The 22,938-nt window shown below is 44.6% G+C and carries 21 protein-coding genes and 2 pseudogenes; all 23 read right to left on the minus strand.

Annotated features, from left to right (window positions below):
• Positions 1 to 2 precede the first annotated feature (2 nt).
• The 23 genes and pseudogenes from yfmF to rimP all read right to left on the minus strand — a co-directional run bounded on the left by yfmF (position 3) and on the right by rimP (position 22,837).
• A complete protein-coding gene (gene yfmF / locus G4V62_RS03560; RefSeq protein WP_165199378.1) occupies positions 3 to 1,289 on the minus strand; it encodes an EF-P 5-aminopentanol modification-associated protein YfmF in 1,287 nt (428 codons plus the stop codon).
• A gap of 29 nt (positions 1,290 to 1,318) precedes the next feature.
• Positions 1,319 to 3,727: a DNA translocase FtsK gene (locus G4V62_RS03565; RefSeq protein ID WP_165199453.1), complete on the minus strand. Its 2,409-nt coding sequence runs from the start codon at positions 3,725 to 3,727 to the stop codon at positions 1,319 to 1,321.
• Positions 3,728 to 3,808: 81 nt separating this feature from the next.
• Positions 3,809 to 4,030: a YlzJ-like family protein gene (locus tag G4V62_RS03570; protein ID WP_165199379.1), complete on the minus strand. Its 222-nt coding sequence runs from the start codon at positions 4,028 to 4,030 to the stop codon at positions 3,809 to 3,811.
• Positions 4,027 to 4,695, minus strand: coding sequence for a ClpP family protease (locus G4V62_RS03575; RefSeq protein WP_376768260.1), 669 nt, complete (start codon positions 4,693 to 4,695; stop codon positions 4,027 to 4,029). Before G4V62_RS03575 ends, G4V62_RS03570 begins: the two co-directional genes overlap by 4 nt.
• Before the next feature lie 244 nt (positions 4,696 to 4,939).
• On the minus strand, positions 4,940 to 5,806 hold the full coding sequence (gene dapA, locus G4V62_RS03580; RefSeq protein ID WP_165199454.1) for a 4-hydroxy-tetrahydrodipicolinate synthase: 867 nt from the start codon (positions 5,804 to 5,806) through the stop codon (positions 4,940 to 4,942).
• Between the two features lie 53 nt (positions 5,807 to 5,859).
• Entirely contained in the window at positions 5,860 to 7,116 is a 1,257-nt protein-coding gene (gene dapG, locus G4V62_RS03585) for an aspartate kinase (protein ID WP_165199381.1), read from the minus strand.
• Between the two features lie 13 nt (positions 7,117 to 7,129).
• Positions 7,130 to 8,185, minus strand: a complete 1,056-nt coding sequence (locus G4V62_RS03590) for an aspartate-semialdehyde dehydrogenase (RefSeq protein WP_165199382.1) — start codon at positions 8,183 to 8,185, stop codon at positions 7,130 to 7,132.
• Positions 8,186 to 8,564: 379 nt separating this feature from the next.
• On the minus strand, positions 8,565 to 9,152 hold the full coding sequence (locus tag G4V62_RS03595; RefSeq protein ID WP_165199383.1) for a dipicolinate synthase subunit B: 588 nt from the start codon (positions 9,150 to 9,152) through the stop codon (positions 8,565 to 8,567).
• The gene (gene dpaA / locus G4V62_RS03600; protein ID WP_165199384.1) at positions 9,149 to 10,051 is read right to left on the minus strand and encodes a dipicolinic acid synthetase subunit A; all 903 of its coding nucleotides are present in this window, start codon (positions 10,049 to 10,051) and stop codon (positions 9,149 to 9,151) included. Before dpaA ends, G4V62_RS03595 begins: the two co-directional genes overlap by 4 nt.
• Positions 10,052 to 10,143: 92 nt before the next feature.
• Positions 10,144 to 10,470 carry a YlmC/YmxH family sporulation protein gene (locus G4V62_RS03605; protein ID WP_246218230.1) on the minus strand — a complete coding sequence of 109 codons (327 nt, stop codon included), beginning with the start codon at positions 10,468 to 10,470 and terminating at the stop codon, positions 10,144 to 10,146.
• Positions 10,471 to 10,596: 126 nt separating this feature from the next.
• Positions 10,597 to 11,811: a M16 family metallopeptidase gene (locus tag G4V62_RS03610; protein WP_165199385.1), complete on the minus strand. Its 1,215-nt coding sequence runs from the start codon at positions 11,809 to 11,811 to the stop codon at positions 10,597 to 10,599.
• A gap of 90 nt (positions 11,812 to 11,901) precedes the next feature.
• The gene (locus G4V62_RS03615; RefSeq protein ID WP_246218231.1) at positions 11,902 to 12,900 is read right to left on the minus strand and encodes a polysaccharide deacetylase family protein; all 999 of its coding nucleotides are present in this window, start codon (positions 12,898 to 12,900) and stop codon (positions 11,902 to 11,904) included.
• Between the two features lie 92 nt (positions 12,901 to 12,992).
• A pseudogene (pnp, locus tag G4V62_RS03620) lies at positions 12,993 to 15,115 on the minus strand (polyribonucleotide nucleotidyltransferase).
• Between the two features lie 173 nt (positions 15,116 to 15,288).
• A complete protein-coding gene (gene rpsO, locus G4V62_RS03625; protein WP_165199386.1) occupies positions 15,289 to 15,558 on the minus strand; it encodes a 30S ribosomal protein S15 in 270 nt (89 codons plus the stop codon).
• 154 nt (positions 15,559 to 15,712) lie between these two features.
• Positions 15,713 to 16,567, minus strand: coding sequence for a riboflavin biosynthesis protein RibF (ribF, locus tag G4V62_RS03630; RefSeq protein WP_312855425.1), 855 nt, complete (start codon positions 16,565 to 16,567; stop codon positions 15,713 to 15,715).
• A 121-nt stretch (positions 16,568 to 16,688) separates the two neighbouring features.
• A complete protein-coding gene (gene truB, locus G4V62_RS03635; protein WP_165199388.1) occupies positions 16,689 to 17,579 on the minus strand; it encodes a tRNA pseudouridine(55) synthase TruB in 891 nt (296 codons plus the stop codon).
• Positions 17,580 to 17,803: 224 nt separating this feature from the next.
• The gene (gene rbfA / locus G4V62_RS03640) at positions 17,804 to 18,154 is read right to left on the minus strand and encodes a 30S ribosome-binding factor RbfA (protein WP_165199389.1); all 351 of its coding nucleotides are present in this window, start codon (positions 18,152 to 18,154) and stop codon (positions 17,804 to 17,806) included.
• A 38-nt stretch (positions 18,155 to 18,192) separates the two neighbouring features.
• Positions 18,193 to 18,471: a DUF503 domain-containing protein gene (locus G4V62_RS03645; RefSeq protein ID WP_165199390.1), complete on the minus strand. Its 279-nt coding sequence runs from the start codon at positions 18,469 to 18,471 to the stop codon at positions 18,193 to 18,195.
• Entirely contained in the window at positions 18,468 to 20,603 is a 2,136-nt protein-coding gene (infB, locus tag G4V62_RS03650; protein ID WP_165199391.1) for a translation initiation factor IF-2, read from the minus strand. Before infB ends, G4V62_RS03645 begins: the two co-directional genes overlap by 4 nt.
• A 4-nt stretch (positions 20,604 to 20,607) precedes the next feature.
• Entirely contained in the window at positions 20,608 to 20,922 is a 315-nt protein-coding gene (locus G4V62_RS03655; protein WP_165199392.1) for a YlxQ family RNA-binding protein, read from the minus strand.
• Positions 20,919 to 21,185, minus strand: coding sequence for an RNase P modulator RnpM (gene rnpM, locus G4V62_RS03660; RefSeq protein ID WP_165199393.1), 267 nt, complete (start codon positions 21,183 to 21,185; stop codon positions 20,919 to 20,921). Before rnpM ends, G4V62_RS03655 begins: the two co-directional genes overlap by 4 nt.
• A gap of 34 nt (positions 21,186 to 21,219) precedes the next feature.
• A complete protein-coding gene (nusA, locus tag G4V62_RS03665; protein ID WP_165199394.1) occupies positions 21,220 to 22,347 on the minus strand; it encodes a transcription termination factor NusA in 1,128 nt (375 codons plus the stop codon).
• 17 nt (positions 22,348 to 22,364) lie between these two features.
• Positions 22,365 to 22,837, minus strand: a pseudogene (rimP, locus tag G4V62_RS03670) (ribosome maturation factor RimP).
• Positions 22,838 to 22,938: the final 101 nt, after the last annotated feature.

Consider the following 22,938-nt stretch of genomic DNA (forward strand, 5'->3'; position numbering starts at 1 on the left):
AATTACGCCTCCAGACCTTTTAGAAAATACACCGTATCTAGCGTAGCTTTATTAGCTACAGCGATAATATCATCGTTTTTCACACGCTGAATACCTTCCAGCCAGTTTTCTACAGTACGGTTCGTCCCTGCGACCCGGTTGTTGTAGAGCATTTCAACGATTCCTCGTGGCGTATCCAGCATTTCAAGCAGCTGATTACGGATCATCGCCTTCGTTTGAGCGACCTCAGTTTCTGAAAAACGCCCTTTCTGCATATCTTCCATTTGCTGAATAATGATGTCTCTCGTCTTCGTAAACTGTTCAAACTCGATACCGCTCATCACAAGCAAAAGTCCTTTATGGCTTTCTAACCGGGATGCAGCATAGTACGCGAGACTTTCTTTTTCACGAACATTAATAAATAATTTGGAGTGCGAAAAGCCGCCAAAAATGCCATTCATCACTTGTAAAGCAAAATAGTCGTCTGATGCGTAATCAATTGCTACACGGTAACCTATATTGAGCTTTCCTTGCATGATATCCTGAGCTTCTTGAACGTCTTTCACTTTCGTTGGAGTCACCGGAGCATCAGTAGACTTTAGGGATTGTACCGATCGTTCGTTCGGAAACTGAAAGTGGCGAGAGACAAGCGCTATGACGTCATCTTCCTCGACATCCCCGACGACGTATAAATCCATCTGGTCATTCATGAGCACAGCTTGATACATACGTACCAGTTCAGCCATTTCAAGCTCGCGTATCGCTTGACGTTCTCCATACGGATGAAGGCGAAACACTTCATTGGCGCACATTTCTTCAATAAGACGCACACCCGCATAGCGCATTTTATCATCAAGAATCGCATCGAGACGCTGTATGAGCGCACGTTTTTCCCGCTCGACGATATCTGCCTTAAACTGACCATTGTCCATCGCTGGTCGCAGAAGTACGTCAGAAAGCATTTGGATAGCCGTCTCTAACAATGATGAATCCTCTTTTAAAAACTTCTCATTCACCATGTCGACTCGGAAGGTGATTAAGTGATCATTACCTTTTTTCGATACATCGACATCCAGACGTGCTCCGTACAAACGCTCCAGTTCAGAGCGAAGCGATTTTGTTGTCGGAAACTTTTCGGTCGCACTTTCGAGCACCTGTGCAAGCAATGCCCTTCCGGCGACCGTTTTTTCGTCCAATGGCGCCCTTAGCTTTAAGATCAGCGTATTTGTTTTAAACGAGTCATTTTTTAGTAGGTGGACATGAAAGCCATTCACTTCATGCGCTTTTTCGTTGTATACCTCTAAAGTCATGACATCTCCTCCTCGTCTGTTATTTCATTTCATGAATTGGAAGCTTCGTCCACTGAAGGCTTAGAGACGAGCACTTCCCTTGGTTTACTTCCCTCATAAGGCCCGACGATGTTCCGCTCCTCCATCGCATCGATCAGTCTTGCAGCTCGTGTATAACCAATGCGGAAGCGACGCTGTAGCATCGACACTGATGCCGTTTGCATTTCGGCGATTAAAGACACTGCGTCATCATAAAGCTCATCCTCAACTTCAGACGTGACTTGCTCGGTCTCGTCGGGAATCATTTCTTCCTGATACTGCGCTTTTTGCTGTGTAATGACGTGATTCACGACACGTTCTACTTCATCGTCAGATAAAAATGCCCCTTGCACTCTTGTTGGTCTGGAAGCACCGACCGGTAAAAAGAGCATGTCGCCTCGTCCTAAGAGCTTTTCAGCCCCACCTGAATCTAAAATCGTTCGCGAATCGGTTTGCGAAGAGACGCTAAACGCGATCCGGGACGGGATATTTGCTTTAATGACTCCAGTAATAACGTCTACAGATGGGCGCTGTGTTGCGATAATTAAATGAATGCCTGCTGCCCGTGCCATTTGTGCCAAGCGTGTGATGGCATCCTCTACATCGCTTGAGGCGACCATCATTAAATCAGCTAATTCATCAACAATGACGACGATAAACGGCAAGCTCGGCTGTTGCTCTTCTCTTCCTTCATTTTCACGGCGGATATACTCATTGTACCCTTCTATATTTCGTGTACCCGAATGAGAAAACAAATCGTAGCGCCGCTCCATCTCAGCAACAACCTTTTTAAGCGCTTGTGACGCTTTTTTCGGATCGGTTACGACTGGGGCGAGTAAGTGGGGAATGCCGTTATACACATTAAGCTCTACCATTTTCGGATCAATCATCATCATTTTAACTTCATGAGGTTTTGCTCTCATCAATATGCTCACAATGATGCCGTTAACACAGACACTTTTCCCACTCCCTGTCGCACCTGCTACAAGCAAGTGCGGCATTTTGTTTAGTTCGGCCATAATGGCCTCACCAGAGATGTCACGTCCTAACGCCATCATTAAGTGACTGCTTGATTCATGAGCCGCTTTTGTATCCAAAACCTCACGTAAATTGACCATTGCAACTTCTTGATTAGGAACTTCGATACCCACAGCGGATTTTCCTGGGATCGGTGCTTCAATACGAATATCTTTGGCAGCGAGCGCGAGTGCTAAATCGTCATTTAAGTTGACAATCTTACTCACCTTGACCCCTACTTCAGGATAGACTTCATATTTTGTCACAGCCGGGCCTAAATGAACTTTCGTCACCCTAGCGTTTACACCGAAGCTTTGAAAGGTTTTTTCAAGCTTTTTCGCATTGGCAGTCAGTTGCTTTTTTTCTCTTGATTGATTGCTATTTTTAGGCGGCGAAAGTAACGTCATATCAGGTAGCTCATATTGCTTGTTTTCCATTTCTGTTGTTACGAGCTCTGGTGCCGTTCCTTCTGTGTCATGACTTGTAGACACTGCTTCGTCTGACTCTTCCACATCATACGGCGCTAAAACGTCGTGATTACCATGATCTTGCTCTTGGGGCGCGGTTGCGTAGGCGGTTTCTGTGAAATCTTGGATGATTGGAGACTGGTCATTGTCTGATTCAATGGATGCAACATGTTCATTGTCTGATGACTCGACTTGTTCTTCTTTACGCTCAGGCTGTTTCTCCTTTTGCTCCTGTTTCGTCTTTTTCCACTCACGCAAGCTTTCCCTAAAGTTTTCGCGTAAATGTAGAGCGCCTTTCTTCGTCCAACCGGCCAGCTTCCCAAATAAATCGTGGAGCGATTTACCAGATAATAACAGGGCTCCAATTGCAGCTAAGAAGATGGCAAAAATACGTGTCCCGGTAGCCGCAAATAAAAAGTGAAACATCGCATATGCTACAGCGCCGATCATCCCTCCACCAAGCTCAACGGTCGTTTCCTGTGAGGCGATTTCTTGCATGAACAATTCGTATGTATTTCGGATCACTGACGGATCGTTAAATACACCTTCTCTTGAAAGAGCTACGAATAAGCTCACATGACTAAATAAAAGCAAAGACAGCACGATGAGGTACACACCTGATAAACGCTGGGTAAAAAACGCTGGCCACTTGCGTTTGATCATAAAATACAGCGACAAGACAATTCCGCCGATCAGCGGTATGACATACCAGCTTCCTACAAAAAAGCGTAGCAAATCATAGAGTGCTCGGCCTACCGCTCCGAGCTGCGCTGCACTGATGAGGGTCAGTGCCAACAAAAGTAAACCGGCAATCTCAAAATAAAATTGGGAGAGCCAGGCCCGTTTTCGTTTCGTCAGTTTTTTTTTCTTGTTTTTGCCATTAGGTCCCCACCTCTTTATCTCACAAATCCGATAACACGTTTGTGAGTCGTTCATATGTGAAAAGAAAGCAGCCTCCCCTGGCTGCTTTATAAGCATCGTCTTCTTGTGAGTATATCACACAATGGTTAAGGGACTCTATGATTTTGGCAGGAAAGGGAGAATTTGTCCTGGGGCTATTTGCTGATCTATATAATGCTTAGGGTCAGAACTTAGCACTTGGACAACGCGATAGTTTTGCTCCTCAGTCTCTTCGACAAGCAAGGAACAATTTTCCCATTGCACCGTTTTTCGCTTTTGAAATTCTTGAGCGTCTGATTGAAAAATCATCTCTGGAGGGGTAGCGGTGTATAAAATCATTGAATCACCTTCTCTTGCTCAGGCTTTCTTTCATCTATTAAAGACTGAAGCTTCATCAGCGCTGTTCCAACACCACCGACTTCATCAATCAGCCCATAATCAACTGCGTCTGCACCGACGACGTTTGTCCCAATATCTCTCGTCAAGTTTCCTTTTGATAGCATTAGCTCTTTAAACTTCTCTTCTTCAACATTGGAATGGGACGTAACAAAATTAATCACACGTTCTTGCATTTTGTCCAAATATTCAAAGGTTTGTGGTACACCGATGACGAGGCCGGTTAAACGAATGGGGTGAATCGTCATCGTTGCTGTCTCTGCAATCATTGAATAATCGGTGCTGACAGCAATAGGGACCCCTATACTATGCCCGCCACCAAGGACAATTGAGACACTCGGCTTATTCATCGAAGCGATCATTTCCGCAATCGCTAACCCTGCTTCAACATCTCCACCGACCGTATTTAGTAAAACGAGCAGTCCTTCAATTTTTGGGTTTTGTTCAATCGCTACAATTTGCGGAATGAGGTGCTCATATTTCGTCGTTTTATTTTGTGGAGGGAGCTGAAGATGCCCTTCAATTTGCCCAATAATATTCAAACAGTGAATGTTGGAATCGGGTGCGTTCGGCACATTGGTTTGACCAAGCTGCTGAATTTTAGACATAATGCTGTCAGATGGAGTCCCTTCCTTTGATTCATCTTCATTGGGCTGCTGTTCTTCATTAGATGTTGCTTTCGTGACCATGGAATCACCCTTTTCCTATTTTGCCTGTAGTATGAACGTTTGTCAGGAAAACATACGAAACCTTTTTAAGACTGAACATAAAAAGAGTGCAGACAACAATTTGCATCACATTGTCTACACTCTCATATGAGCTATATTGATTAAAATGACTTCGGTTATTGCGTCATTTTTTCCCTAAAATGGTTTGCAAGAGCTCACGCTCGTCGTTTGTTAAGGGCGTGAGTGGCAAGCGTACGCTACCTACATCGAGGCCACACAACTGTAATGCCGTTTTTACTGGAACCGGATTTGGTGCAATAAACAGTGCTTTCATGAGCGGGGATAGCATGCGATGAATTCGCGCCGCTTCGACGGTGTTGCCACGCTGAAACGCAGTAAGCATATGGTCTAACTCTTCTCCAACGATGTGAGAAGCAACGGAAACAACACCTTTAGCACCGACAGCGGCCATTGGCAAGGCTAAATCGTCGTCTCCACTGTAAACATTCACACCAGGCACTCGAGAAATCAGCTCCGAGACTTGTGCCAAGTCCCCACTCGACTCTTTTACAGCAAAGACATTGGGCAAAGAGCAAATGGCCGCGAGACCATCGACGGAGAGCTTAACGCCAGTGCGCCCGGGAATGTGGTAAAGCATCATTGGCAGTTGTACAGCGTTCGTCACCGCAGATATGTGCTGTAATACACCTTCTTCATTTGGCTTATTATAATAGGGAACGACGCACATGAGACCATCGACGCCCGATTGCTCCGCTTTCTTAGCCATTTCAATCGTTTCACGAGTGTTGTTCGTTCCAACACCAGCAATAACAGGAATTCTTCCACCGGTCTCTTTTACAACATGCGTCCAGAGTGCTACTTTTTCTTCTTTTGTCAAAGTTGGCGATTCGCCCGTCGTTCCTGTCACGACGAGCGCCGACGTTTTTTTTCTAATCAACCAATCAATCAGTTGACTAATTTTTTGGAAGTCTACGTTCCCCTTGCCATCAAAAGGGGTCGCCATTGCCGTAAGCAAGTGACCGACATCCATGAATAACACCCCTTTCTCTTTCATCTTAAACCCCTCTATACGCTACCCAAATGCTAGACACGTAACGTTTCATCTTCATCATCTGCGATTCGCTTATCTCGAAAAGAAGACAAAAAGGTTTTGTGTAAGGCATTGACGGCTTTCTCTAGGTGAACACCGTCTACGAGCACCCAAATGGTCGTATGAGAGTCAGCGGATTGTAAAATCTCAATCCCTTCACCGCTTAACGATTGAACGATCGTCGAAATAACGCCAGGCACCCCTGTCATCCCTGCACCGACTGCCGATACTTTAGCGCAATTTTTTCTAATACGTGGTGATAACCCAAGGGACTTTAGCAGCGTCTCTGTTCGTAATGTTGCTTCTTTTTGAACGGTATAGGTAACAGTCCGAGGCGTAATGGAAATAAAATCAACGGAAATCCCTTGATCAGCCATTGCCTTGAAGATGTCCGCCTGCGGTAACCTTTGTTCCTCTTCAGCAACGACCGTGATTTGTGATACATCAGCTACATGAGTGATGCCTGTTACTACGTTGTCATGCACATCAGTTACACGATCGGTCGGCTTGACAAGTGCCGTTACGAGCGTTCCTGGCGCTTCTGAGTGAGTCGACCGAACACGAATCGGAATTTTTGCCTGCATCGCAATTTCTACCGCTCTTGGATGAATCACCTTTGCTCCCTGGTAGGCCATATTACAAATTTCTGTATACGTGACCATCGGTAAAGGTCTGGCATCTTTAACGATGCGTGGATCTGCTGTCATGACTCCTTCGACATCCGTGAATATGTCAATCCAATCCGCGCCTAGCGCCGCACCGAGGGCGGACGCAGACGTATCACTGCCACCACGTCCTAATGTCGTTACGTTTCCTTCCTCATCCATACCTTGAAAACCAGCGACAACAACACAGTCATACGTTTCAAATGCAGATGTCACCTGGTCACAGCACATTTCTGTAATTTTCGCATCACCAAAATCGCTCGTCGTTTTAAATCCTGCTTGCGCACCCGTCATCGCCACTGCAGAAATGCCGCGCGCTTTTAACAAGTCTTGGAAAACGACAGACGAAATAATTTCTCCACATGATGCCATTAAATCCATCGCTCTGGCGTCGGTTTCAGAGGACAATAGGCTAAGCAGTGTATCGGTAGCATACGGCGCTCCCTTGCGCCCAATGGCTGAAACGACGACCACGACCTTATACCCTTCTGCTAACGCTCTTTTCACATGAGCCACAGCTTTTTGCCGTGACGTTTCGTCTTTGACGGACGTGCCACCAAATTTTTGCACAATTACCTTAGCCATTCACTACACACCTTCACTTTGACTTCATGAGACCGAGCTCGATCATTTTTTCAGCAATTTGCACAGAGTTTAACGCTGCACCTTTTAAGAGATTGTCTGCTACGACCCACATGTGAATGCCATTGTCTACATTTAAATCTTTACGGATACGCCCGACAAACACGTCATTTTTTCCAGCAGCCATCGCAGGCATCGGATATTCTTGTGACGCTGGGTCATCCTGCAAAGTGACTCCGTCCGCATCGCGTAATAGGTTTTGCACTTCAGATGCGCCAACACGGTCTGCTTCAGTTTCAAAATAAACAGATTCAGCATGCCCGGATTCAATCGGCAAACGGACGCATGTCGCTGCAACTGATAAACTTTCGTCTTGGAGAATTTTTTTCGTTTCATTGATCATTTTCATTTCTTCAAATGTATAACCATTATCTTGAAAGAGATCGATTTGCGGAATGGCGTTAAATGCAATTGGAAAATGGCGCTTATCTCCGCCAGCTGGAAGTACGCTAGCTGACGGCGTTTTTCCTTCTAAGACAGCTGCTGATTGTTCCTTCATCTCTTCAATGGCTTCGGTTCCTGCTCCTGAAACTGCTTGGTATGTCGACACGATCACGCGCTTCAGACCAAACTTCTCCTGAATCGGCTTTAACGCCGCGACCATTTGGATCGTTGAACAGTTTGGATTGGCGATAATTCCTTGATGATCCTTCAACGCGTCTGGGTTTACCTCAGGCACTACGAGGGGTACATCTTGATCCATTCTGAAAGCACTCGTATTATCGATCACAACAGCACCGCGTTTGACGGCTTCTTTCGCCAGCTTTTTGGAAACAGATCCTCCTGCGCTGAACAAAGCAATATCTACGCCTTCAAAAGCTTCAGGCGTAGCCACTTGTACTTCATACGTTTCGTTATTATATATTCGTTTTTTTCCAGCAGAACGCTCGGAAGATAGCAATGTCAGCTTCCCGACAGGAAATTGTCTTTTTTCTAATGTTTCAAGCATTGTTTGGCCAACGGCGCCAGTCGCACCCACGACAGCCACATGGTAAGTTTGTTGTTCGTTCATGGAATTCTCCTCTCAAGTATGAAAAACGTAGTTTTCGCTATTGTTCTACACGTATTTTATCATAGCTTGATAGACAAGCAAACGCCCCAAACGAAGGGGCTTTGCTACAACCTGCCGACAAACGCTTTCATCCGTCACTACTTGGCTGACCTTCCTCTCATCAACCGATGCCCTTTTCGAGCCTTTGACGCGTCAGCGCTCCTTGGCTGACAAGCGTTTTTAAGCTAGGCTGAAAATGAATAGAGAGTTATGCAACAGACGCTACAAAGTACGGAAGATATCGATAATAAACTTTATCTGCATTCTGGAGCAAACGTGCTAAGCGATAAGGGCTTTTCTGTCACCTTCATACCAAATTGTCAACTGGCAGCTTCGGCTTTTATTTATTTTCTACAAGCACAGGCTGGTGTTGTCTGCCTTCAAGCGCCGCTTCCACAGCAGGAAGTAACTCTGACATTCGAGCGACAAGTGAAGTCGGTTTTTTCAGCGGATCATCCTGCCCAAAAGGGATAAAATAAATATGCTTGGCAGTCATTAATTTCATCAAATTCGTCCCATTGAGTCCAAGCGCATCATTGGTAGAAATACCGAGCACGACAGGCTTACGATTACGGAGCGTCGCTTTAGCAGCCATGAGTACTGGAGAATCCGTCATCGCGTTTGCAAACTTACTTAACGAATTCCCGGTTAATGGGGCGACGACCATACAGTCTAGCGGATGCTTTGGACCTAAAGGCTCCGCACCGACAATCGAATCAATCACTTTTTGCCCTGTCGCTTCTTCAATTTTTTCAACCCATTCTCCAGCCTTGCCAAAGCGTGTGCTCGTCATGACAAGGGTTGGCGTAACAACTGGTACGACGGTCGCCCCTTCATCCATTAAAGATTGTAATTGCGGCAGCACTTCTTCATACGTACAATGCGAGCCGGTCATTCCAAATCCGATTCGCTTTCCTTTTAACCTCACAAACGTTCCTCTCCTTTCACTGGTGGTTTCGGCTCAAGCAGCTGAGAGAGTACTTTTGCAAGAATTTGACCGGCTGTTTTTGGTGCGACAATTCCGGGCAGTCCCGGTGCCAGCAATGCTTTAATGCCTTTTTCCTCGGCGTATTTAAAATCAGTTCCTCCTGGCTTAGAGGCAAGGTCAACAATGAGAACATTCTCAGGCATGGAATCTAAGACGTCCTTACTTAGAATGAGAGAGGGAATGGTATTAATACAAACGTCAACATCTTGTAAATAAGCGGCACGGTCATCGATGTGAAATGGCTTGTGTCCACTCTCTTCAATTCGAGCTAAATGCGCCGAACTTCGCGCTGCACAACGGACATCTGCTCCGAGGGAACGAAATGTTCTAGCGACAGTAATTCCAGTTCTTCCCCAGCCTAATACGGCGACCTTTGCCGAATGAATGGTTTGATCGGTATGTTGAATGACCATCATCACCGTTCCTTCAGCCGTCGGTATAGAATTATAAATTGCCACATCATCGCGATCAAAAAGTGGCACGAGCTGGCGACCTGCCTCTTTACAGAGTGTTTTTAATTTCTCACTAGCAATGCCGGTAAACACTTGACAATGGTTCGGCGTTTGTTCGATATGTTCTTTCGTTAATGTTAGAGGACCGTCGGAAAAAATCGTTTCAACTGTTCCATCTTTTTGCAATCCTGAAACAGGGAGGATAATGGCGTCAACATCAGAGAGGGAAAATTCTTTGATGTCTCGTTTTGTTGCTCCCGCAAGCGTGACATCAAGCTGATCATAGCCAAATAGACTCATGCGACAGCCATTTTCATGCAAGCGGCGTACGACTTCAAGTTGGCGAGCATCTCCGCCGTACAGCGCAATATGCTTTCCTGCACTCATCACATCACCTTCTTTTTTACTTTCCCATTCACTTTCAGCAGGGTTACGTTCACCCATAGTGTATGGATAAAAGCCTTAGAAGGTGATTCGTCCTAGCCGGATTTATGCTCGATTTCGATGATAATCATATCTTTACCAATCCGTTGAATCTGGTCCCATCGCAATGTGTGTATCGATTCTGATTTTTTCAATCCCCACATTCGGTATTGCGGCAAATACACGTTCACAATTTCTCCTGTTTGCTCGTCCAGCTCAATATCTGCATCGCCGATCATACCGAGGCGTTGTCCGTTCGTCACATCAATCATTTCTTTACGTCCCAATTCACTAAACCGCATGCGTGTCCCCTCTTTTCCTATGTTCTTCTTATATAAACGTATGTGATGCGCCGACAATTCATTCTTTTCAAAGATGCACAAAAAAGCGTTCCTCCCTAAAGAAAGAACGCCAAAAGTGTTTATTAGGATTTTCCTGCTTTCCTCGCCAAGCTTAAAACATACTAGATGAACATGAACGATAAGAAGGCAGAGATGAATGACATCTTTTTAAGGGGACACAATCGCAATCGCTGGTTCTTTTGTTAAACATTGCTCAACAAACCTATGCAGTTCATCAAAGGTGACTGCTTCTAGTCGTGAAATAAACGACTCCACCGTCTGTGGCTGGCCTAATAACAGTTCGTTCTTACCATTTTGCTCCATCCGGCTGTCTGTACCTTCAGACGATAATAAAATATGTCCTTTTAACTGCTCTTTTTGTGCTGCTAATTCGTCAAGCGTTATTCCATGTAAGACGAGCTGACGTACATTGTATTCGATCGCTTCTTTCAGTTCGTCAAGCTGATCGTTGGCGACCCCCGCATAAATTGTAAATAATCCTTGATCTTCGTAGGTAGAGAAATAGGAGTAAACGGAATAAGCGAGTCCCCTGTCTTCACGGATATGTTGAAAAAGACGACTGCTCATACTTCCACCAAGGAGATTATTGACAATGGCCAGCGGATAAATCGCTTCACTTTGACTAGAAACAGCTTCAAACCCGAAACAAACGTGCGTTTGCTCGGTTTCTTTTTGCCGATTGATTTGTTTTGGTGTAAAAATGGCTTCTTCATGTAAACAAATGTCGCTTTCCATACTTGGAAATGAAGAAAATGATTCGCCGATTTCCGTAATGAACTCAGGAGAGTAATGTCCCGCGACAGAAATAACGACGCGCTGTGGCTGATACGTATTTCGTTGAAATTCACTGACGGTTTTTGCTGTGAATGTGCTGACTGTTTGCTCGCTTCCAAGAATGGAACGGCCGAATGCTTGTTCTGGATATGCCGCTTCCATCAACAGGTCGTGTACGAGCTCATCCGGCGTGTCTTCATACATTTTAATTTCTTCATAAATAATTTGTTTTTCCTTTTCAATATCTGCCGTGAGAAACTGAGAATGAAAGAACATATCCGCTAAAATCTCTAATGCCTGATTAGCATGTGTGTCAATCACTTTCGCGTGAAGGCACGTATATTCCTTTGTCGTAAAAGCATTGATTTGACCACCAATCCGGTCAAATTGTTCAGCAATGTCGCGAGCCGAGCGAGATGCTGTACCTTTAAAAAGCATATGTTCAACAAAATGCGCCATCCCACTTAGGTGAGAAGGCTCATGGCGCGAACCGACATGAATCCAAATACCAATGGATACTGAACGAGTGAACGGCATTGGATCAGAAACGATGCGAACGCCATTCGACAGCGTGTGTGTTTTAACCAAGAAAAATCCCCCTATTGCATGTAAAAGCGCCGCAAAAACGCGGCGCGTAATTTTTCATAAAAGACAACGTTTATTCTACCAGCGTTTGATTTAAAAGTCATCTAGCAAGAGCGAAACGACTTCTTGGCTTTTTCTTTGCTCAGAAAGGACATCTGAAATATTAGAAATCCGTAAGTCCTTCGCCTGTATTTGCTTAATCATCGGGCGTAATCCTTTTGTGACTGCTTCTGTCGGATGCATGAGAACAATGGCACCTGGATGGATTTGCTCACTCACTCGTGCAGCCATTTCGTCTGGATTAGGATTTTTCCAATCGATCGTGTCGACGCTCCATAGAACCGTTCTCATGTTTTCTTCTGCAGCAGCTTGTATCGTTAGATCATTATAACCTCCGCTTGGCGGACCAAACCATTGCGGTTTATTTCCTAAAACCGCTTCAATCACTTCATTCGTTTTTGATATCTCCTGACGAGCCGCCTCCAAGCTAAGTCGTTCCATCTGCGGATGACTGTACGAATGGTTGCCAATAGAATGACCGTCTTGAGCGATCATGCGGGCGAGCTCCATGTTTTCCTTCGTCCAACGTCCTTCTAAAAAGAAGCTCACGCGAAGACCTTCTTCGCGAAGGATTTGGAGAATATCTGGAATATACTCATTTCCCCACGCGACGTTTACGATAAAAGCAACCATCGGCTTATCAGGATGCCCTTTATACACAGGTGCTGGCGGTAGATCACTTAGCGTCACTTGAGGTGGGACCTCTTTAAAAACGACGAGGTTTTCTTGAAAGCGTTGTTTTTTCTTCATTCGTTCTAACGATGCATCTACGTCTACTTCTAAGCCGTTCAACCCTGGTATCGCTTTCCATACACGATCGACAACCGCATTCTTTGGCGGAATGTTCACTTTATCTGCGTGTGCTTCAATTTGCTCTCTTAAACGACTCTCACTGTCAGTCGCTGTAACGAGCACGGTCTCCCCATTTTTTAATGTCTGTATATAATAATCGACAGGTGATGAAAAGAGGACGGCCAGCATCCCTACACATAGCACTGTAAAAACCAACCATGACATTAAATTTCGTTTCATGTCCATGCCTCCTGATGTACTTTATGCATCAAGGGGACAAGGTAGACCAAAAAAGCATTTAAAAAGAAGCTAGTGCTCTAGCTTCTGTCTCATTACGCATTATTGTTGTCGGCTTCTTTTTTCTTCTGTTCCTTTAAAACCACTTTGCGGGACAAATTCACACGGCCTTGACGGTCAATCTCGGTCACCTTAACGAGAATTTCATCTCCAATGGAGACAACGTCCTCCACTTTGCCAATCCGTTCTTCAGCAAGCTCAGAAATATGGACGAGCCCATCCTTACCATTAAACAGTTCTACGAAAGCACCGAACTTTTCAATTCGCTTTACTTTTCCTAGATACATTTGACCGACTTCGACTTCGCGGACGAGATCTTCGATGATTTGCTTCGCTTTCTCGTTTTGCGCTTGGTCAAGTGATGAAATATAAATTGTTCCATCCTGTTCAATGTCGATTTTAACGTCCGTTTCCTCAATGATTTTATTGATTTGCTTACCATTGGCCCAATAACGTCACGAATTTTATCTTTATTGATTTGGGTGATCAAAATTTTAGGAGCGTATGCAGAAAGTTGTTCGCGTGGACTGCTCATGACAGACGTCATATGGTTCAAAATTTGCATTCGACCTTTTTTCGCCTGTTGCAACGCTTCTTCTAAAATCTCTCTCGATAAGCCTTCAATTTTAATGTCCATTTGAAGTGCCGTCACACCGTTACTCGTTCCAGCAACTTTAAAGTCCATGTCGCCAAGGGCGTCTTCCATCCCTTGAATATCGGTTAAGATCGTGTAATGGTCCCCTTGCTTTACGAGTCCCATCGCAATACCTGCCACAGGCGCTTTGATTGGAACACCTGCATCCATCATTGCCAATGTGCTTGCGCAAATGCTTGCTTGAGATGTTGAACCGTTAGATTCTAGCACTTCAGAAACGAGACGAATTGTGTACGGGAACTCTTCTTTCGTCGGAATTACCTGCTCTAGCGCACGTTCGCCAAGCGCTCCGTGACCAATTTCCCGACGCCCTGGTGCACGAATTGGTCCAGTTTCCCCAACACTGTATTGTGGGAAGTTATAATGGTGCATAAACCGCTTGGACTCTTCAATGCCAAGTCCGTCAATAATTTGCACATCTCCGAGCGGACCAAGGGTACACACGCTTAATGCCTGGGTTTGTCCACGTGTAAACAGTCCAGATCCGTGTGTTCTAGGCAATTTAGAAACTTCAGAGGAAAGCGGACGGATTTCATCAATCTGACGGCCATCCGGACGGATTTTTTCGACCGTGATTAAGCGCCGAACTTCTTCTTTCACCATTGTGTCCATATACGTTTTCGCTTGCTTAACAAACGCTTCGTCTTGTTCTTCGGCTTCAAGCTCATCAATGACAGCGCTTTTGACGTCGTCAATCGCTTGCTCGCGTTCTTTCTTTTCATGAACTTGAACAGCTTTCACGAGATTCTCTTTTGCCATTTCGATCACGCGTGCCTGTACAGCTTCATCGATCGTGAACAGCTCAACGTCACGTTTCTCTTTGCCACACGCTTTTTGAACTTCTTCTTGGAAATGAGTGAGCTTTTTAATTTCTTCATGACCAAAAAGGATCGCTTCTAGCATAATGTCTTCAGGGACTTCATTCGCTCCAGCCTCGACCATGTTTACAGCATCTTTCGTACCAGCCACGGTAAGGTCAATGTCGCTCATTTCCAATTGCTCTTGAGTCGGATTTATGACAAACTGACCGTCGATACGACCGACGCTCACTCCGGCAATGGGCCCTTGGAAAGGAATGTCTGACAAAGTTAGCGCTAACGAAGAGCCAAACATTGCAGCCATTTCAGAAGAGCAGTCTTGATCGACACTCATGACCGTACTAATGACTTGCACTTCATAGCGAAAACCATCAGGGAATAAGGGACGAATAGGGCGATCGATGAGGCGACTTGCTAAAACAGCTCTTTCACTTGGACGACCTTCACGTTTGATAAACCCACCAGGTATTTTACCTACTGCATATAAACGTTCTTCATAATTCACGGTCAACGGAAAAAAAGGCAAATCTTTCGGCTCGTTTGAAGCTGTGACAGCCGACAAGACGACCGTGTCTCCATAACGCACGAGTACGGAACCATTGGCCTGATTGGCAAGCTCACCTACTTCAACCTGTAAGGTTCGCCCTGCCCATTCCGTAGAATATACTTGTTTCTCGTATTTCATTCGATTTTCTAACTCCTCTCGATCCATATTTCATCAGATCCGTATCCGGGATTGTTATTAGTGTTACCAATTGAGGCTGATCTAACAAAATGAGGATATGTATGATCCACTTTAGCACTGTGCGCTTTTTTGAAAATAGCGAAAAAGCGGGTGTAACCACCCGCTTTTCTGTCTTATCGGCGCAAGCCTAGTTTTTGGATCAGTTCACGGTAGCGAGTCACGTCTTTCTTACGAAGGTAGTTTAACAAGTTACGGCGTTTACCTACCATTTTCAAAAGTCCGCGGCGTGAGTGATGGTCTTTCTTATGTTCACGCAAATGCTCATTTAATGAATTGATCTGTTCAGTCAGGACAGCGATTTGCACTTCTGGAGATCCTGTGTCTTGCTCATGCGTTTTATATTGTGCAATGATCTCGTTTTTGCGCTCTTGTGTTAATGCCATCCGTTCCACCTCCTTTTATTTCAAATCCCCATTCCCCTAGCATTCGTCGGTGACTCAAAATGCCAAGCAAAGGTTCAGGGTTAAGGATACCGATTTTTCAAGAAAAATGCAAGTAAAATAAGACATGTTCAGTCATTCGTAACATCTCTGCTCTTTAATACTTCGCAACAATCTCTTGTGCAGTTAAACGATCATGATGAAGTTGCTGAATTAATGCATCGACAGAAGGGAATTTTCGTTCTGGACGCAAAAACGTGAGCCACTCTATCGAAACGTGCTCTCCGTAAATATCCTGTTCAAAATCGAACAGATGAACTTCTACTGTCGGTACACCTTCCTCCTCATTATGAAAGGTCGGCTTATAGCCTACGTTACACATGCCACCACGTACGCCGTTAAATGCTGCTGAGTGAACTTTAACAGCATAAACACCTTTCCCGGGAACAAAGCTTTCGGGCATTGGCTCGATATTCGCTGTCGGAACCCCGATCGTCTTTCCTCGCCCTTCTCCACGCGCAACTGTTCCAGAGAGGGTATAAGGCCTACCAAGTAATCGCTTCGCTTCTTCAACATTTCCCGATTGAATGAGACCGCGGATGCGCGTTGAACTGATTTTCTCTTTAGTATCTAATTGCTCTTGAACAACCTCTACGTCAAAATTATTGCCAGCATAGCTTTTAAGCGTGTCCACTGTGCCTAATCCTTTATGGCCAAAAGTAAAATCAAACCCCGCCGTGACAAATACAGCCTGTAGGTCGATGAGATAATGCTGAATAAATGCTTCTGGACGCAACTGTGCTAACGATTGATCAAATGTAACAATAAATAATTCATCCACACCGCATGCTTCAATTAAGGCTGCTTTTTCAGAGGGGGAAGTCAAGTATTGCACATGTCGATTTCCTTGCAAAACAACAGAAGGATGTGGATCAAACGTGAGCACTGCACTGCGTATGTTTCTTCGTTTTGCTTCTGCTACCGCCGTTTCAATGACTTTTTGATGCCCTATATGTACACCATCAAAAAACCAAGTGCCATCGCTTTTGGCTGCATCATTTCTGTCGTCCATTCTGATGGGAAGGTTGTATAATACGTATTCATCGGTCGGTCCACCTTTTTATTAGCTTGGCTTAAAGCACAATGATTTTTTCTGGTTTGACCATCCCCTCTTTTTCTGAATGGTGCCGGTAGATGGCAATCCATTCCTGCGACTCTGCCTCAACGATGAGTCGCTCTTGAAATGAAGGGAGAAGATCCTTTGAAAGAACGGCGCCATTGCGAATTTTTTCAGCGAGATTGGCCGAAGGAACAAAAACTGGCCATGCCTCTAGCGCTTTCGTTAACGGTGTTAATTCATAATCACCTTTCTCTATGGTGGCAAACGTCACGCAATCTTGCAATAAAAAAGGACCGGATCGCGTCCTGATGAGTGAATGCATGTGTGCAGGAACCCCGAGAGCTCGACCGATATCAGTCGCCAATGTTCTAATATACGTTCCTTTAGAGCAAGTCACATCAATTGTAAACATCCACTGCCCGTCTTTATCATAAAGCGGTTCAACTAGTTCGATGTCTTTAATGACGATGTTACGTTTTGGTCGCTCTACTTCAATCCCTTGCCGCGCATATTCATATAATCGTTTTCCCTTTACTTTTACGGCAGAATACAGGGGCGGGATTTGTGTCATCGAACCTTTAAATCGTTCTAAGGTTGACATAATATTCATTTCGTTAACTTGTGATTTCGTGAGCTCTACCTTCTCAACGATTTCTCCTTCTGCATCCTCGGTTGTCGTTGAGGTGCCAAGCGCAATAACTGCTTGGTACGCTTTATCTGACTCTGTTAAGTATTCGACAACTTTTGTCGCCTTACCAAGACAGATGGTGAGTACACCAGTCACCCCTGGATCAAGTGTTCCAGTATGTCCAGCCTTCTTCGTCTGTAAAAGGCGTTGAACCTTTGAGACACATTGTCTAGACGTTATACCGGCTGGCTTATGTAAGAGGAGAATTCCATCCATCTATTGTGTCGTCCTTTCTTTATCTTACTAAAGAGAGCATTGTCTTAGATCAAGCTGTGTCAGTCCACTGACAAACGCTCGCATCCGATCACTCACTCGGTTCACTTAACTTGAAACGTAAAATGACAGCGTTCTAGACTGAACAGAACTTTGTGCTTAAAAAAATGTAGACAAAGTCTAGCTGACTTTGTCTACACTCTTAAAACAGGATAAAAACCACTTGACTACTGATTTTTATCATTTAAATCGGCAAGCAAATGCTCAATTCGGTTGCCGTATTCGATGGATTCATCAAATTCAAATGTCAGTTCTGGCGTTTTTCTGAGACGAATGCGCTGGCCTATTTCAGAGCGAATAAATCCTTTCGCTTTCAAGAGGCCTTGTAGTGTATCTTGCTTTTTTTCATCGTCTCCAAGCACAGAAATGTAAACAGTCGAGAGTTGGAGATCACCGGAGACCTCAACATCAGTTACGGTCACAAAACCAACCCGCGGGTCTTTAATTTTCCGGCTTAAAATATCGCCTAACTCTTTTTTCATTTGCTCAGCTACACGATTTGCGCGAAGATTTCCCATCGTAGTCCACCTCTCTTTTCAATCCGAACCCCGATACATCATTGAAAACCTCGGAGAACAATGCGGGCATCCAGCGTTGCTTGATCATCTAACCAAGACAGCGCTGTATCAAGGTCCCTTTCGAGGGGCCGCCTTTCATGACCAACTGCTACAATCGTCAGCTCAGCTCGTTGCCAAAGGTCATGATGCCCTGTCTCCGTAGCCGCCATGTGTACCACTTGCCCTAAACGAGACAGAATGGGTCGAATCACCGCACGTTTTTGTTTAAGCGAATGACAATCGTATAAATGACAATCTAAAACGAGGACCGCAATCATGCGCGCTTAACTTCTTGCATCGTATACACTTCAAAAATGTCGCCCTCTTTAATGTCATTAAATTTCTGTACGGTAATACCACATTCATATCCTTGGCTGACTTCTTTTGCGTCATCTTTAAATCGCTTCAACGTATCGATATGACCTTCGAAGATAACGACGCCATCCCGGATCACACGAATACCAGCGTTTCTAGATATCTTTCCTTCAAGGACATAACACCCGGCAATGGTACCGACCTTCGATACTTTAAAGGTTTCCCGGACTTCCGCCTGACCAATCACGATTTCTTCATATTCAGGATCTAAGAGACCTTTCATTGCTGCTTCAATCTCTTCAATCGCCCGATAAATCACGTTATGCTGTCGGATGTCGACATTTTCAAGCTTAGCCGTTTGTCTTGCATTTGTATCTGGTCTTACGTTAAAGCCAATCACAATCGCATTGGAGGCAGATGCCAAAATAATATCTGATTCAGTGATTGCACCAGCACCGGTATGAATAATATTGATTTTAACACCTTCAACGTTGATCTTTTGTAGTGATGCAGCCAAAGCTTCGACCGAGCCTTGTACGTCCGCTTTTACGATCAAGTTGAGCTCTTTCATTTCACCTTGTTTAATCTGTTCAAACAGGTCATCAAGGCTAATACGTGATTTCTCGCCACGATCTTTGTCAAGCTGCTTCTGCGCTCTTGCCTCACCTACTTGACGCGCTGTTTTTTCGTCGTTAAAGACGATAAATGGATCACCCGCAAGAGGCACTTCGTTAAGCCCAGTAATTTCAACAGGTGTTGAAGGTCCAGCTTCTTTAATTCGTCGCCCTAGATCGTTTACCATTGCGCGCACACGACCGGACGTATTTCCAACGACGAGCGCATCTCCAATACGAAGTGTTCCTTTTTGGACAAGCAATGTTGCGACCGGACCGCGTCCTTTATCAAGCTCTGCTTCAATGACGGAACCTGCTGCTCTTCGATTTGGATTTGCTTTATATTCTTCAACTTCAGCCATTAAGAGAATCATTTCGAGAAGATCATCAATCCCCTCACGATTGACGGCCGACAGTGGCACGAAAATCGTCTCGCCGCCCCATGCTTCTGGAACGAGTTCATGCTCTGTTAATTCCTGCATAACGCGATCAGGATTGGCCGCTGGTTTATCCATTTTGTTAACAGCAACAATGATAGGTACTTCCGCTGCCTTCGCATGGTTGATCGCTTCAACGGTTTGTGGCATGACGCCGTCGTCTGCCGCAACGACGAGCACTGTAATATCGGTGACTTCTGCACCACGTGCACGCATCGTCGTAAACGCGGCATGTCCAGGCGTATCAAGGAAGGTAATTTTTTTATTGTTTTCCTCAATTTGATATGCGCCAATATGCTGTGTGATCCCGCCAGCTTCAGAGTCTGTAACTTTTGATTTTCGAATAGCATCTAATAGCGTCGTTTTTCCATGGTCGACGTGTCCCATGATCGTAACGACGGCTGGACGGATCTCTAACTGCTCTTCGCGATCCTCTTGATCATGTGTCGCTAAATCTGTTGTGTCGATAACCTCTTTCACTTCAACCTCAAAGCCATTTTCTTCGGCGATTAACGTAATTGTATCCGTATCGACATCTTGATTGATCGTTGCCATAATGCCGAGCTGCATTAACTGTTTAATTAATTCAGCTGGTTCTTTTTTCATTTTTTCTGCCAATTGCCCTACCGTCATATTGCCACTGACAGATATTTTTTTCTCAACTGGCGCTTTTGCTTTTGCCTTACTTTTTCCTTTATTTCCATCTGAATGGTTTGGTCGTTGCGCCTGCCCACGATGTTTACCTTGCTGTTTTACGTTTCCACGCTTCTTCCCATTGTTACCGCCCTGTCCTGCGTTAGACGGACGATTTTTTTGCTGAGGCGCCTTCCCCTGGCTCTCTGCTTTTGCTCCTTGCTTATTCGTTGCTGGAGCTGTTGATTTTTGAGGCTTCTTCGTTTTTTCGTCTAGTTTTTTTACAACTGTTTCATCGATTGTGGACATGTGATTGGCCACCTCCACATTTAATGACTTTAATGTCTCAATAACTTGTTTACTCGATAGATTATTTTTTTTGGCGTATTCATATACACGTAATTTACTCATCGATTCACCTCCGGTTGTTTTCATCGAACAACGACAACATTTTTTCTGCAAATCCCGGTTCGATGATTGCGGCAACGACGCGCTCGTGTTTTCCAAAAGCATGCCCAAGCTCATACCGAGTCTCGACGTAACGAATGGGCACACTATAGTAATTACACTTATCTTGAATTCGCTTGAGCGTCGTTTCTGACGTATCCTTTGAAAGAACGACGAGGCGAGCACGTTTTTGCTTAATTTCAGAAAGCACTTGCTCTTCACCGGTGACACAACGGTTTGCTCTAAAAGCTAACCCTAATAAATCGCCGATTCGCTTATTCATACGCGAGCCCGCTCTAACAACTGCTCATAGATAGCATCAGGTACGTCAGCTTTTAAATGATTAGCAAGTAAGTTCTTTTTACGAGCCTTTTCGATCGCTTCTTGATCCAAAGTTAAATATGCACCACGGCCCGATTTCTTACCAGTTTCATCGATGACGATGTCACCTTCCGGCGTACGGACAATGCGCACTAGCTCTTTTTTTGGTACAAGCATTTGAGTCGCAATACATTTTCTCATAGGTACTTTTTTTTGTTTCATCAAACCATCCCCCTCCCGATATGCCTCACTAAAGGCTTTAATCGATTGGTTCTCCTCCAAAGCTTGATGACTGCTGCTCGTCACTAAGGGTTTCTGTCAGCAAAGGCTCATCATCTGTAAGCAGACCTGCATCCCTTGCATCGGTTTCGCTTTTAATATCAATCTTCCAACCCGTTAATTTTGCAGCTAGACGGGCATTTTGTCCTCGTTTACCGATCGCAAGTGAAAGTTGATAATCCGGCACAATGACCGTTGTCGCTCGTTCTTCTTCATTTACGATGACCTTTAACACGCTTGAAGGACTTAAAGAATTGGCGACATAGACCACTGGATCTTCAGACCAACGAACAATATCAATTTTTTCGCCTTTTAGCTCATCGACGATTGCTTGCACGCGCTGCCCTCTTTGACCAACACAGGAGCCAACCGGATCAATATCTGCCTCTTCTGCATGAACAGCAATTTTAGACCGCTCGCCAGCCTCTCTTGAAACCGATTTGATTTCAACAATGCCTTCATATATTTCTGGAACTTCTAATTCAAATAAGCGCTTTAATAGACCTGGATGAGTTCTGGAAACATAAATTTGCGGACCTTTAGTCGTTTTTTCAACTTTTGTCAAAAACACTTTAAGCCGTTCATGCGTGGGATACGCTTCATTCGGCATTTGCTCACTCGGAGCAAGCATCGCTTCCACTTTTCCAAGATTCACGTAGACGAAACGTGGATCTTTTCGTTGTACAATCCCAGTCATAATATCTTCTTCACGGTCAATAAACTCGTTGAAAATAACGCCACGTTCAGCTTCTCTAACCCGCTGAGTGACCACTTGTTTTGCGGTTTGTGCAGCAATCCGACCAAAATCCTTTGGCGTGACTTCAAGCTCAATGACGTCCTCTACCTCATAATGAGGCGAGATGCGTCTCGCTTCATCCAAAGAAACTTCCAGACGCGGATCTTCAACATTTTCGACAATCTCTTTTCGGGCAAATACTTTCATTGCTCCTGTTTGCTCATTTAAATCTACCCGAACATTTTGAGCCTGATTAAAATTGCGTTTATACGCCGAAATCAGTGCTGCTTCTATGGCTTCCAGCAGAATATCCTTGCTGATCCCTTTTTCTTTTTCAAGCACTGTTAAAGCATCAAGCAATTCGCTCGACATATTTTTGCCCCTCCCCTTTAAAATGTCACAGCCAACCTAGCTTTGGCAACTTTATTGGTTGGTATCTCAACAGACTTCTCTCTCGTCTTATCTTTTTGAATAAGAGTTAAGCTGTTTGAATCATAGTGTTCCAGGCGGCCTTCAAACGTTTTCTGACCGTCAATTGGTTCATACGTTTTCACGTGAATGTTTTTCCAACCGCCTCTGCAAAATCTTCCGGCTTTTTTAGCGGCCGTTCTGCCCCAGGAGAAGAGACATCTAAAAAGTACGGGTTCGTAACGGGATCATGTGCATCTAGTTGTTCGCTGAGGCGCTCATTGACCATCCCACACTCTTCAATGTCAACACCGCCCTCTTTGTCAATAAATACTCTAAGGTACCAGTTTTTACCTTCTTTCACATATTCAATATCGACAAGCTCCAAGTCCATATCCTTTAATATTGGCAGGACTAGCTCTTCAGCTGTTTCAATCACATTGTTTTTGCTCATTCGCGTTCCTCCTTTATTCATGGACGCTTTACGAACACCTGGCTCATTTCACACTTTTCTTAGTCGGAAAAAGCGATAGCACCATGAAAATCCCCTGCTTT

It is taken from the genome of Litoribacterium kuwaitense (assembly GCF_011058155.1).
Classification (GTDB): domain Bacteria; phylum Bacillota; class Bacilli; order Bacillales; family DSM-28697; genus Litoribacterium; species Litoribacterium kuwaitense.